The organism is Pseudomonas fluorescens, assembly GCF_001708445.1.
GTDB lineage: Bacteria > Pseudomonadota > Gammaproteobacteria > Pseudomonadales > Pseudomonadaceae > Aquipseudomonas > Aquipseudomonas gorinensis.
Genome location: NZ_CP015637.1, coordinates 3,804,468 through 3,817,537 on the forward strand (window position 1 = coordinate 3,804,468; position 13,070 = coordinate 3,817,537).

Annotated in this window: 11 protein-coding genes and 1 pseudogene; 8 read left to right on the forward strand and 4 right to left on the reverse strand. The window is 61.1% G+C overall.

Annotation, left to right across the window (positions count from 1 at the left end; all coding sequences use genetic code 11):
- Positions 1 to 34 precede the first annotated feature (34 nt).
- On the reverse strand, positions 35 to 1,012 hold the full coding sequence (locus A7317_RS16690) for an ABC transporter permease (RefSeq protein ID WP_024075075.1): 978 nt from the start codon (positions 1,010 to 1,012) through the stop codon (positions 35 to 37).
- On the reverse strand, positions 1,009 to 2,496 hold the full coding sequence (locus A7317_RS16695) for a sugar ABC transporter ATP-binding protein (protein ID WP_069076370.1): 1,488 nt from the start codon (positions 2,494 to 2,496) through the stop codon (positions 1,009 to 1,011). Before A7317_RS16695 ends, A7317_RS16690 begins: the two co-directional genes overlap by 4 nt.
- A gap of 283 nt (positions 2,497 to 2,779) precedes the next feature.
- Here A7317_RS16695 and rpiB point away from each other — a divergent pair, with 283 nt between their 5' ends.
- The 3 genes from rpiB to A7317_RS16710 all read left to right on the forward strand — a co-directional run bounded on the left by rpiB (position 2,780) and on the right by A7317_RS16710 (position 6,133).
- A complete protein-coding gene (gene rpiB, locus A7317_RS16700) occupies positions 2,780 to 3,241 on the forward strand; it encodes a ribose 5-phosphate isomerase B (protein WP_016969738.1) in 462 nt (153 codons plus the stop codon).
- Positions 3,242 to 3,304: 63 nt separating this feature from the next.
- Positions 3,305 to 4,285 (forward strand): sugar-binding transcriptional regulator, encoded by a 981-nt coding sequence (locus A7317_RS16705; protein ID WP_024075078.1) that lies wholly within the window; start codon positions 3,305 to 3,307, stop codon positions 4,283 to 4,285.
- A gap of 279 nt (positions 4,286 to 4,564) precedes the next feature.
- Positions 4,565 to 6,133, forward strand: coding sequence for a TerC family protein (locus tag A7317_RS16710; RefSeq protein ID WP_069076371.1), 1,569 nt, complete (start codon positions 4,565 to 4,567; stop codon positions 6,131 to 6,133).
- 19 nt (positions 6,134 to 6,152) lie between these two features.
- Here the strand turns inward: A7317_RS16710 and A7317_RS31305 are convergent.
- Positions 6,153 to 6,443, reverse strand: a pseudogene (locus tag A7317_RS31305) (thioredoxin family protein); the annotation flags it as partial.
- Between the two features lie 450 nt (positions 6,444 to 6,893).
- Between A7317_RS31305 and A7317_RS16715 the strand changes: the two are divergent.
- Genes A7317_RS16715 through A7317_RS16735 form a run of 5 tightly spaced genes read left to right on the forward strand, consistent with a single transcriptional unit; the run spans position 6,894 to position 10,326 of the window.
- Entirely contained in the window at positions 6,894 to 7,742 is an 849-nt protein-coding gene (locus A7317_RS16715) for a transporter substrate-binding domain-containing protein (RefSeq protein WP_024075081.1), read from the forward strand.
- 52 nt (positions 7,743 to 7,794) lie between these two features.
- Positions 7,795 to 8,457: an amino acid ABC transporter permease gene (locus A7317_RS16720; RefSeq protein ID WP_010564617.1), complete on the forward strand. Its 663-nt coding sequence runs from the start codon at positions 7,795 to 7,797 to the stop codon at positions 8,455 to 8,457.
- Between the two features lie 11 nt (positions 8,458 to 8,468).
- Positions 8,469 to 9,131, forward strand: a complete 663-nt coding sequence (locus A7317_RS16725; RefSeq protein WP_069076372.1) for an amino acid ABC transporter permease — start codon at positions 8,469 to 8,471, stop codon at positions 9,129 to 9,131.
- Positions 9,128 to 9,910 carry an amino acid ABC transporter ATP-binding protein gene (locus tag A7317_RS16730; RefSeq protein ID WP_024075083.1) on the forward strand — a complete coding sequence of 261 codons (783 nt, stop codon included), beginning with the start codon at positions 9,128 to 9,130 and terminating at the stop codon, positions 9,908 to 9,910. Before A7317_RS16725 ends, A7317_RS16730 begins: the two co-directional genes overlap by 4 nt.
- 26 nt (positions 9,911 to 9,936) lie before the next feature.
- Positions 9,937 to 10,326: a RidA family protein gene (locus A7317_RS16735; protein WP_010210958.1), complete on the forward strand. Its 390-nt coding sequence runs from the start codon at positions 9,937 to 9,939 to the stop codon at positions 10,324 to 10,326.
- Between the two features lie 178 nt (positions 10,327 to 10,504).
- On the opposite strand, the gene uvrA is transcribed toward A7317_RS16735, so the two are convergent.
- Complete coding sequence (uvrA, locus tag A7317_RS16740; protein ID WP_069076373.1) at positions 10,505 to 13,024, reverse strand: excinuclease ABC subunit UvrA; 2,520 nt, start codon at positions 13,022 to 13,024, stop codon at positions 10,505 to 10,507.
- Positions 13,025 to 13,070: the final 46 nt, after the last annotated feature.

Consider the following 13,070-nt stretch of genomic DNA (forward strand, 5'->3'; position numbering starts at 1 on the left):
GTTGAACTCCGTTATTGTTGTAGTGGTTCGTTCTCTAGCGTTTTTTCTTGCGCCACACGTCGATCAGTACTGCAAACACGATGATCAGGCCCTTGGCGACCTGCTGGTAATACGAGGACACGCCGAGCAGGTTGAGCCCGTTGTTGATCACGCCGATCAACAGCGCGCCGAACAGCGTGCCGACAATGCTGCCAGTGCCGCCGGACAGGCTGGTGCCACCGATCACCACTGCGGCAATCGCGTCCAGCTCATAGGAAACCCCGGCCTGGGGCAGGGCAGAGGTCGTGCGTGCCGACAGCACCACGCCGGCCAGGCCGGCGAGCAGGCCCGAGACCACGTACACCGAAAACATCACTTTGCGCACGCCAATGCCGGAGGTGCGCGCGCTCTTTTCATTGCCGCCCACGGCGTACACATAGCGGCCGTAGGTGGTGTAGCGCAGCACCATCCAGAAGATCAGCGCGACCACCGCGAAGATGATGATCGGCACGCCAATCGGGCCGATCTTGCCGATGCCCAGGGCGAGGTAGGCGTCGGGCAGGTCGGTGATCGGGCTGCCGTCATTGAGGATGAACGTCATGCCTCGCGCCACGCTGAGCATGCCGAGGGTGGCCACGAACGGCGGGATCGACAGGTTGGCGACCATGAAGCCATTCACCACGCCGAGCATCGCCCCGGCGAACATCCCGGCGCTCACCGCCGCCAGCAGGCCGTAGCCTTGGGTTGCGACCATCGCGCTGCACAGCCCGGCAAACGCCAGGATCGAGCCCACGGACAGGTCAATGCCCTTGGTCAGGATCACGTAGGTCATGCCCACGGCAAGGATGCCGTTGATGGAGGTCTGGCGCAGGATGTCCATCCAGTTGCGCCAGGTCATGAAGTATTCGCTGGAAAACGCCATCACCACGCACAGCAGGATAAACACCAGCGGCAGGCCGAAGCGGTCGAGGGTCAGGCGCAGGTGGCTGCGTGGCGCGGCAGTGATGGGGGCGGCTATGGTTTTGGCATTCATGAGGCAAGACTCAACAAGGCTTCCTGGGAAAGGGCGGTGTCGGTGCTGATGGTCACCAGCCGGCCGCCTTTGAATACAGCGATGCGATCACTCAGGTGCAGCAGTTCCGGGGCCTCCGACGACACCACGATGGCGGCGCCGCCGGCGCGCACGAACTGGTCGAGCAGGTGGTAGATCTCCTGCTTGGCGCCTTCGTCGATGCCGCGAGTGGGTTCGTCGCACAGCAGGCACACCGGTTCGGTCGACAGGCACTTGGCGAGCACCACCTTCTGCTGGTTACCGCCGCTCATGGAGGCCACCGGCAGTTCCAGGGAGGTGGTCTTGATCTGCAGGCGCTTGACCATGTCCTGGGCCAGTTGGGTTTCCTTGCGTGCGTTGATCAGTGACCAGCTCGACAGGCGCTTGTAGGCCGACAGTGCAATGTTGGAAAGAATGCTGGAACTGAGCACCAGGCCGCTGTCCTTGCGGTCTTCGGTGACTAGTGACATGCCCGCGTTGATCGTCGCCTTGGGCAGCCCGATCGGCAGGGGCTTGCCTTGCAGGGTGACGCTGCCGGAATCGGCGACCGTCAGCCCATAGATGCAATTGAGGAACTCGCTGCGCCCTGACCCCATCAGGCCATAGATGCCGAGGATTTCACCCTGGCGCAGTTGCAGGCTGATGTCATGGAATTCGCCGGCGCGGCTCAGGTTGTCGACTTGCAGGCAGGTGTCGGTGGCACATTCGCGGCCGACCTTGTGGTCGATGCGTACCAGCTCCTGGCCGACGATGCCGCGTACCAGGTGCTGTCGGTCAATATCGGCCATGCGCCCACTTTCGACAAAGGCGCCGTCGCGGAAGATGCTGTAGTCATCGGCGATCTGCGCCAGCTCGCTCAACCGGTGCGACACATACACGATGCCGGCGCCACGCGCGGTAAGGCGGCGGATCGCCTTGAACAGGGTTTCGGCTTCGCGCTCGCCGATGGCCGAGGTGGGCTCGTCCATGATCATCACCTGGCAGTCATGGCTGAACGCCTTGGCGATTTCCACCAATTGGATTTGCGCGACGCTGAGGCGATGCATGGGGCTGGTGGCCTCGACGTCGAATTCCAGGCTGTCCAGCAGTTCGCGGGTGCGCCGGTTCAGGGCCTTGCTGTCGACGATGCAGCCGGCACGGCGCGGTTCGCGGCCCAGCCAGATGTTTTCGGCAACGGTCATGTAGGGGATGGGTTCCAGCTCCTGGGTGATCATCGCGATCCCTGCCGCGAGGGCTTCACTCGGGCGATTGAACTGCACCGGGGTGCCATTGAGCAGGATGGTGCCGGCGTCGCGCGGGGTGATGCCCATCAGGATGCTCAGGAAAGTCGACTTGCCTGCGCCATTACCGCCGCACAGGGCGTGGACGCTGCCGGACCGCAGAGAGAGGCGCCCGTCACGCAGGGCGGGAACCCCGGCGTAAGCCTTGGCGACGTGTTCAGCCTGGAGCAGTAATGGCGTAGCCATCGGCGTGTCCTCGTGCTGTGAATTCTTATTAGGTCGCACAGTCATGTTTCGCTGTGATCATATGTGTATCAAATGAAATTCTGATCAGTCAATATCTTTCATGTAAAAGCGCTGATTCTCATCTTTAGCCTAAATAATGGCTTTTTAGGCGGCTTTGACTGGCGAGTCAGTTAAAACATGCTTGACAGAAAGGGTGTGATGTCAGAGAAATGGCTGAGCAAAATTTCACTGGCTGATCATATGATCGGTCATCAGTGCAATCACGGCAGCGGAGCCAGACGCCATGAACACACCTTTTCCGGTGGCTATCGGATGCGATGAAGCGGGTTTTGAACTCAAGGAGTTGTTAAAGCGCCATATCGAAGCGCTGGGTTACCCGGTGACCGACTTCGGCACCCATTCCACCGCGCCGGTGCTGTACCCGGACATCGCCCTGGCGGTGGCCACCGCGATCAATGCCGGGCAACAGCGCCTGGGCGTACTGGTGTGCGGTACCGGGATCGGCATGGCGATTTCCGCCAACAAGGTGTTGGGCATTCGTGCGGCCCAGGCCCATGACACCTATTCGGCCGAGCGTGCACGCAAGAGCAACGATGCGCAGATCCTGTCCATCGGCGCACGGGTGATCGGCGCCGAGCTGGCGAAAAGCATCGTCAAGTCGTTCCTGGAGTCGGAGTTCGAAGCGGCACGTTCCGGGGCCAAGGTCGAGCGCATCAATGCGATCGAGCGCGATGGGCATCAGTAGTGGACGTGACGGGGCAAGAGTCGGGAGAATGCGCCTTTGACGCCGAAACGGAAGCCCGTCCCCATGAGTGACAGCACCCAGCGCATTGCCAGCGATATCGATCAGATGACCGAAGTGGCGATGCTCTATTACCTCGAGAACGTCACTCAGGAAGCGATTGCCAAGCGCCTCGACCTGTCCCGCGCAAAAGTCAGTCGCTTGCTCAAGCGCGCGCGGGATGAAGGGATTGTCGAGGTGCGCGTGTTGCAGCACCCGGCGATGAACAGCGAGCTGGAGCGAGCGCTGGTGGAACGCTTCAAGCTCGACCGGGCCTTGATCGCCGTCGACCACAGCGACCCCGACACCCAGCGCTCGGCGGTTGCCAGCCTGGTGGCCAATTACCTGAACAAAACCCTGAGCGACGGCATGATCGTCGCCGTGGGCATGGGGCGCAACGTGGGAGCGGTGGCCGATAATGTATTTTTACCGGTGACGCGCAATTGCACATTTGTCTGCGCCATCGGCGGTTCGCTCAAGGCTGGCGAATATATGAACCCGGACCATATCTGCCGGCGCCTGGCCCTGCGCTTTGGCGGCGAGAGTGAAAGTCTGTATGCCCCGGCCCTGGTGGCCAACCCGGAACTGCGCGGCGTGCTGATCAATAACGACACGGTGCGCTCGACCTTGGATCGAGCGCGGCGGGCCGATATTGCATTGATTGGCATCGGCGATATGAGCGAAAACAGCAATATGGTGCGCATGGGCTGGTTCTCGCCCCAGGAGATCGCGCAGGCGCGGTTGTCCGGTACGGTGGGCGACATGATGGGCTATGACTTTATCGATATTCATGGCCAGCCGGCGGTCAACGCCATTCAAGGGCGAGTGATCGGGTTGACGGTGCAGGAGTTGTTCCGGATTCCGGATGTGGTCGCGATCGCGAGTGAGAACACCAAGGCGGCGGCGACGCTGGGCGCGTTGCGGTCGGGGGTGATCAATACGTTGGCGACTACGGTGACGAATGCCCACACCATCCTGGCGTTGGATGATGCGACCAGAAAGTCCTGATTCAACACAGGTCAAAATGTGGGAGGGGGGGAGGACAGGTTTTGTAATAGTTTTGCGTTGTGGGAAATTTGTATTTCAATTGTAGGATTCAAGTCCTTTTGTGACTTCAGGACTTGCATGAACACCCTCTCGGAGCCCCCCCAGTCGTCTTTCCCCAAGACAACCGCTGCCGCTGTTCCCTTTCAAGCACCCCGTATTTCGATTGCTAACCGTGTTCCGGTCCACCGACCGTGCTTTGCCGTGCCCGGCATCCTGACATCTAGATAGAGACTTTAATAAATGGAATGGTTAGCGGATCCAACGGCCTGGCTCGGCCTGTTGACCTTGATTGTGCTGGAACTGGTGCTGGGCATCGACAACCTGGTGTTTATCGCGATCCTGGCGGACAAGCTGCCGCCGGAGCAGCGCGACCGTGCGCGGTTGATCGGTTTGTCCTTGGCGCTACTGATGCGCCTGGGCTTGCTGGCGAGTATTTCCTGGCTGGTGACGCTCACCCAGCCGCTGTTTGAGGTGTTCGACAAGAGCTTCTCCGGGCGTGACCTGATCATGCTGTTTGGTGGTGTGTTCCTGTTGTTCAAGGCCACCATGGAATTGCATGAGCGCCTGGAAGGGCATGTGGCGCAGCGCACGGGGAATGTGGCCTATGCGATGTTCTGGCCGATCGTGGCGCAGATCGTCGTCCTCGACGCGGTGTTCTCCCTCGACGCGGTGATCACTGCAGTCGGCATGGTGGATGAGCTGGCGGTGATGATGATCGCGGTGATCATTTCCATCGGCTTGATGATCGTCGCGAGCAAACCGTTGACCCGTTTCGTCAACGCGCACCCGACGGTGATCATGCTGTGCCTGGGCTTTTTGATGATGATCGGTTTCGCCCTGACCGCCGAAGGCCTGGGCTTCCACATTCCCAAAGGCTACCTGTACGCGGCCATTGGTTTTTCGATCCTGATCGAGGTGTTCAACCAGATTGCCCGGGCCCGGCGCAAGAAGTCGGCGCAGGGTGCGTTGCCGGTGCGTGAGCGTACGGCCCATGCGGTGATGCGCTTGCTGGGCGGGCGCAGCCTGGCGGTGGAGGAGGTGGGCGAAGACGTGGCTGACCTGCTGGGCGAACCGGATGCCAGCCAAGGCCCGTTGTTTGATCGGCGCGAGCGCGTGATGATCAGTGGTGTGCTGCAGTTGGCCGAACGGCCGATCCGCACCTTGATGACGCCGCGGGCCAAGGTCGACTTTATCGACTTGGCGGATGATCCCGACACGATTCGCCTGAAATTGATGCATTCGTCCTATTCGCGGCTGCCGTTGATCCGCGACGGTGCCGTTGATGAGCCCTTAGGCTTTGTGCACAAGAAGGAATTGCTCAAGGAATACCTGGCCGGCAACGAGCCGAATCTGGAGCACCTGGCTCGCCGGGCGATCAACCTGCTGGAGAGCTTTTCGATCCTCAACGCCCTGGAGCAGATGCGTCAGGAGTCGACCCACATCGCCTTCGTGATCAACGAATTTGGTGACTTCATGGGGGTGCTGAGCATGACCGACATCCTCGAATCCATCGCCGGTGAATTGCCGGACGCGAGTGAAATCGAGGGGCCGGACATCGTCGCGCAGGGGGATGGCTTCTGCGTCAACGGTGCTTTGAACCTCAACCAGATTCGTCAGCGCACCGGCTTCAATGCTGCGGCGACCGAGGATTACCAGACCCTGGCCGGTCTGGTAATGAGTCTGCTCGACCGCCTGCCGATGGTGGGCGATAGCCTGGAGCATGCGGGCTGGCGCCTGACGGTGGCGACGGTGGAGGAGCGGCGGGTGACGCAGGTGCTCTTGCGCCCTTGCGACGGGCATAGCGCTTGAAGGTGTCCTCGAGAAACTGCGCTTGCTGGTCTTCGGGGCCAAAGCCTTTGAACTTTTCCATCAGCGTGCCGTTGAGGAAGATCAGCAGCGTCGGGGTGCCCGTAACGTCCGGGTGCCTCGGCGTCTTGGCGCAATCGAGCACCAGGCTGACAACGGAGCGGTACTTGCCAGCGATCAGCTCAAATAATGGCCCGGAGCACGCACAGGCTGGGCAGTGATCGGAAACAAACAGCATGAATACCGGGCGCGAGGTGCTCAACGCGCGCCGGTAATCCTTGGCATTGGCGATGGTTGTGGTGGCAATCCCCATGAGGGCCTCCCTTTGGATGATGCGGGTTTTTGCCAACGCTACGACCAGGAATCAGTGTCGTCTACTGTCAACCTTCACAGGTAGCCAGGGGGGGCAAGTGTCGTCCGCACGCTCCCCCCATTTGCGCGCCTGGTCGGCGGTGATGTGCCAACGCTGGCCACAGCGCGGTGGTTTTCCCATGATTGAAACGTGCCCGGTGTTGGTGCGCGGTAACACCGTTGTGGCGCATGTGCAGGGGACCGTCGCGGTCGGATGGGGCCCTGGGTAGCAAGCTGATCAGCTGCTGGCGTAACGCCGTTAGCCAGAAGGCTGTTTATCCGTCTGATTTATAAACCATTTATTCCCCGCATATTTTTCCGTTACTGCCTGTGGCACACTTTCTGCTGTCTATTCCGTTGTTACATACTAAGTTCCGGTATAGCGGAATACACAACTCCTGGAGTGCTTGTCATGCATCACCGACCTTCCGTGTTTAAAGCGTGTGTTTTTCTTTTCGCCGCATCGGCATCCCTCGCAGGCCTCGTGCAGGCGGCGGACAGCAAGCTCGATAACGTGCTCAAGCGTGGGCACCTGATCGTGGGTACAGGCAGTACCAATGCGCCGTGGCACTTCCAGGGAGCGGATGGCAAGTTGCAGGGGTTTGATATTGATATTGGCCGCATCGTGGCCAAGGGGCTGTTCAACGACCCGAGCAAGGTCGAGTTTGTGGTGCAGTCGTCCGACGCCCGGATTCCCAACCTGCTGACCGACAAGGTCGACATGAGTTGCCAGTTCATTACCGTCACCGCCAGCCGCGCGCAGCAAGTGGCCTTTACCTTGCCGTACTACCGCGAAGGCGTGGGCCTGCTGCTGCCCAACAACAGCAAGTACAAGGAAATCGAAGACCTGCAAGCCGCCGGCGATGGCGTCACCGTGGCGGTGTTGCAAAACGTCTACGCCGAAGAACTGGTGCACCAGGCACTGCCCAAGGCCAAGGTCGACCAGTACGACAGCGTCGACCTGATGTACCAGGCCGTGAACTCCGGTCGCGCCGATGCCGCCGCCACCGACCAGTCTTCGGTCAAATACCTGATGGTGCAGAACCCTGGCCGCTATCGCAGCCCGGCCTATGCCTGGAGCCCGCAGACCTATGCGTGCGCGGTCAAGCGTGGCGACCAGGACTGGCTGAACTTCGTCAACACCGCGCTGCATGAAGCCATGACCGGTGTGGAGTTCCCCACCTACAAGGCTTCGTTCAAGCAGTGGTTCGGTGTGGACCTGCCAGAACCTGCCATTGGTTTCCCCGTCGAGTTCAAGTGATTCGTGAAAACCGGGGCGCCGCGCCTGGCGCCCCCATCAGGTACCGTTGACCATGAACTATCAGTTGAACTTTGCCGCCGTGTGGCGTGATTTCGACACCTTGCTCGCGGGGTTGTGGCTGGGCCTTGAGCTGGCACTGCTGTCGATCGCCATCGGCTGCGTGATCGGCCTGTTGATGGCGTTTGCCATGCTGTCCAGGCACCGGGCGTTGCGTATCCTCGCCTCGGTGTACGTGACGGTAGTACGCAACACGCCGATCCTGGTGCTGATCCTGTTGATCTACTTCGCCTTGCCCAGCCTGGGCATCCGCTTGGACAAGATCCCCTCGTTCATCATTACCTTGTCGCTGTACGCCGGTGCTTACCTGACCGAAGTGTTCCGTGCCGGGTTGTTGAATATTCCCAAGGGGTTGCGTGAAGCCGGGCTGGCGATTGGCCTGGGCGAGTGGCGAATCCGTGCCTACATCACCGTGCCAGTGATGCTGCGCAACGTGCTGCCCGCGCTGTCCAACAACTTTATCTCGCTGTTCAAGGACACCTCCCTGGCGGCCGCGATCGCGGTGCCGGAGCTGACCTATTACGCCCGCAAGATCAACGTCGAAAGCTACCGGGTGATTGAAACCTGGCTGGTCACGACCGCGCTCTATGTGGCTGCCTGTTACCTCATTGCCATGCTGCTCCGTTACCTGGAACAGCGTCTGGCGATCCGTCGTTAAGGAAGGTTTCCATGTACGAATCCCCCAGCTGGTTGCATGAGTTGTGGATCGCCCGGGACACCCTCTGGGCGGGTTTCCAGACCAGTGTGTACGTGTCGGCGCTGGCAATTATCTTCGGCACCCTGATCGGCATCGTCGCCGGGTTGATCCTGACCTACGGCAAATTCTGGATGCGGGCGCCGTTTCGCGTGTATGTCGACTTGATCCGTGGCACGCCGGTGTTTGTGCTGGTGCTGGCGTGTTTCTACATGCTGCCGGCGCTCGGCTGGCAAATCACCGCGTTCCAGGCCGGTGCCGTCGGGTTGACGCTGTTCTGCGGTTCCCACGTCTCGGAAATCGTGCGCGGCGCGCTGCAAGCCATTCCCCGTGGGCAACTGGAAGCGGGCAAGGCGATTGGCCTGACGTTCTACCAGTCCCTGGGCTACGTGCTGTTGCCCCAGGCGCTGCGGCAGATCCTGCCGACCTGGGTCAATTCCTCCACGGAAATCGTCAAGGCCTCGACCCTGTTGTCGGTGATCGGCGTGGCCGAACTGCTGTTGAGTACCCAGCAGGTGATCGCGCGCACCTTCATGACCCTGGAGTTCTACCTGTTCGCAGGCTTTATGTTCTTTGTCATCAACTACGCCATCGAGTTATTCGGGCGCTACATTGAAAAGCGGGTGGCCTTGCCATGAACCAACCTCAAACAACCGAACCGCTGCTGAACATTCGCGGCCTGCGTAAACAATACGGGCAGGTCGAAGTGCTCAAGGGCGTCGACCTGTCCATGCAGCGCGGCAACGTGGTGACGTTGATCGGCTCCAGCGGCTCGGGCAAGACCACGTTGTTGCGTTGCGTCAACCTGCTGGAAGAATTCCAGGGCGGGCAGATTACCCTCGACGGTGAGTCCATCGGCTACAGCGAAATCGCCGGCAAGCGTGTGCGTCACCCGGAACGGGTGATTGCCCAGCACCGCGCGATGACCGGCATGGCGTTCCAGCAGTTCAACCTGTTCCCGCACCTGACCGCGTTGCAGAACGTCACCCTTGGCCTGCTCAAGGTCAAGAAGATGGGTAAGGACGAAGCGGTGGCCCTGGCCGAAAAATGGCTGGATCGCGTTGGCTTGCTGGAACGCCGCAATCACTTTCCCGGTCAGCTCTCAGGCGGCCAGCAGCAGCGTGTGGCGATCGCCCGCGCGATTGCGATGAACCCGAGCCTGATGCTGTTCGACGAAGTCACTTCGGCCCTCGACCCGGAATTGGTGGGCGAGGTGCTGAGTGTGATCAAGGGCCTGGCGGAGGAGGGCATGACCATGTTGCTGGTCACCCACGAAATGCGCTTTGCCTATGAGGTGTCGGACAAGATCGTCTTCATGAACCAGGGGCGTATTGAAGAGCAGGGCTCGGCGAAGGACATCTTCGAACGGCCGCAATCGCCGCGCCTGGCGGAATTTCTGAAAAACATTCGTTTTTAAATGGTCAGTCAGCAGGAGAAACAGTTATGAGCATTACTCGTTACGGCGCCGGCAGCACCGCCGGCGGTGGTCAGCCGCGTCCTTTCGCCCGCGCGGTGGAAGCGGACGGCTGGCTCTACGTCTCGGGCCAGGTGCCAGCGGTGGACGGTGAAATCATCACGGGCGGGATCATCGAGCAAACCCGGCAGACCATGCGCAACGTGGTGGCGATCCTTGAAGAAGCCGGCTACGAATTGAAAGACGTGGTACGGGTGGGCGTGTGGCTGGAAGACCCCCGGGACTTCTGGAGTTTCAACAAAGTGTTCGGCGAATACTTCACCCCCGAACACGCCCCGGCGCGGGCCTGTGTGCAGGCCAACATGATGGTTGATTGCAAGGTCGAGATTGATTGCGTGGCCTACAAGAAAAAAGGCTAAATTGCCCCCTTGCTCGCGAAAAACGTCAACGATAACGCGTGTTTCCTGAATCAACGCGGCGCCTGTGAGTTTTTCGCGAGCAAGCTCGCTCCTACAAAAAAGCCTTAACTGATCGGCATCAGGGCAAGCCCGCTCACCACAAAAATGCGCTCGAAGCGTCGCTCCGCCCCTCCCGCATTCAGGGCAGTTCTTTGGCAAGGAACGGCGCGGTGCGGCTCTTCTTGCTCCTGGCCACCTTCTGCGGTGCGCCGCTGGCGACTACCTTGCCACCCATGTCCCCTGCCCCCGGCCCGATATCGATCACCCAGTCACTCTGGGCCACCACGCGCATTTCATGCTCCACCACAACCACCGTATGCCCGGCGTCCACCAACTGATTGAGCTGGCTGAGCAAGCGGTCGACATCCCGTGGATGCAAGCCGGTGGTCGGCTCATCCAGCACATACAGGGTGGCGCCACGGGCATTGCGTTGCAGTTCAGTGGCGAGCTTGATGCGTTGCGCTTCACCGCCCGACAGTTCGGTCGCCGGTTGGCCCAGGCGCAAGTAACCCAGGCCGATATCACGCAGTACGTGCAGCGAACGCAGGACGCCCGGTTGTTCGGCAAACACGTCCACCGCCTGCTCCACGGTCAGCCCCAGCACTTGCGCAATGTTCAGGCCTTGCCATTGGATCGCCAGGGTTTCGGGGTTGTAGCGCGCGCCATGGCACGTCGGGCAGGGGGCATACACGCTGGGCATGAACAGTAATTCAACGCTGACAAACCCTTCGCCCTCGCAATGCGCGCAGCGGCCCTTGGCGACGTTGAACGAGAACTGCCCGGCATCGTAATGGCGCTTCTTTGCCGCCGGCGTGGCGGCGAACAGTTTGCGCACGTTGTCGAACAGCCCGGTGTAGGTCGCCAGGTTGGAACGCGGGGTACGGCCGATGGGCTTCTGGTCAACCTGCACCAGACGGCGCAGGTGTTCCAGCCCGGCGCTGATATGCCCGCCACTGGTTTGCGGCGCGTCATCTTCCAGGCTGCGTTCCTCGTCATTGTCCGGCACGCGGCCCAGGCCGCTGCCGACCAGTTCAAGCAACGCCTGGCTGACCAGGCTGGACTTGCCCGAGCCAGAAACACCGGTCACCGCCGTGAAGCAGCCCAGTGGGAACGCCACGCTCAAGTCATTGAGGTTATTGCGCGTCACGCCTTCGAGCTGCAACCAACCCTGGGGTGGACGTTGCGACGCCGTCGACGGGCGTCGCTCGGCAAACAGGTACTCGCGGGTCTGCGACGCCTCGACCGCCGCCAAGCCGGCGGGTGGCCCGCTGTACAACACTTGCCCGCCATGCTCACCCGCCGCCGGGCCGACGTCGATCAGCCAGTCAGCGCGGCGCATGGTTTCCAGGTCATGCTCCACCACAAACAATGAGTTGCCCGCCGCTTTCAAACGTTCAAGCGCGGTGAACAACGCCTCACCGTCCGCGGGATGCAGCCCGGCCGACGGCTCATCCAACACATAGATCACACCAAACAACTGTGAGCCCAATTGGGTCGCCAGGCGTAAGCGCTGCAACTCCCCGGACGACAAGGTCGGCGTGCTGCGCTCCAGGGACAGATACCCCAGGCCCAGTTCGATCAAGGTGCTGACCCGCTCCAACAGGTCCTGGGCAATGCGCTGGGCAGCCAGGCGCTTTTCCACCGACAGCTTCATTGTGTCCTGCCCCGCCGCCACCGGCCGCAGCAGCTCGGCCAGTTGTACCAGCGACAGTTGCGACAACTCACCGATATCCACCCCGGCAAACTTTACCGACAACGCTGCCTGGGTCAGCCGCTTGCCAGCGCACAACGGGCAGGCACTGCCTTGCATAAATTGCGCGACGCGCTTTTTCATCAGCGCGCTTTGGGTGTGGGTGAAGGTGTGCAGGATATAGCGCCGCGCACCACTGAAAGTGCCTTGGTAACTCGGCTCCAGCTTGCGTTTGAGCGCGTCGCGCGTCTGCTCCGGGGTGAAGCCGGCATACACCGGCACGGTCGGGGTTTCTTCGGTGAACAAAATCCAGTCGCGCTGCTTTTTCGGCAGGTCGCGCCAGGGAATGTCGACGTCATAACCCAGGGTCACCAGGATGTCGCGCAGGTTCTGGCCTTGCCATGCCAGCGGCCAGGACGCCACGGCGCGCTGGCGAATGGTCAGCGACGGATCGGGCACCATCAGCGCCTCGGTCACTTCATACACACGGCCCAGGCCATGGCATTGCGGACAGGCGCCCTGGAGCAGGTTCGGCGAAAAGTCTTCGGCATACAGCATCGCCTGGCCCGGCGGATAGTGGCCGGCGCGGGAATACAGCATGCGGATCAGGCTGGACAAGGTCGTCACGCTGCCCACCGACGAACGCGCACTCGGCGTACCGCGCTGCTGTTGCAGGGCCACAGCCGGAGGCAAGCCTTCGATGGAGTCCACATCGGGTACGCCGACCTGGTCGATCAGGCGCCGTGCATAGGGCGCCACCGACTCGAAATAGCGGCGCTGGGCCTCGGCGTACACCGTGGAAAAGGCCAGCGACGACTTGCCCGAACCCGACACCCCGGTAAACACCACCAGGGCATCCCGTGGAATGTCCACATCGACATTGCGCAGGTTATGTTCGCGGGCGCCGCGAACCCGGACAAACCCGGGCCGTTGAGCAGTGAGCGGAGGGAGGGTGCGCTGTGAAGTCATGGTCAACCTTGTCATGGGCAGGTCCTGGTTCGGAGCCTGCCGGGCG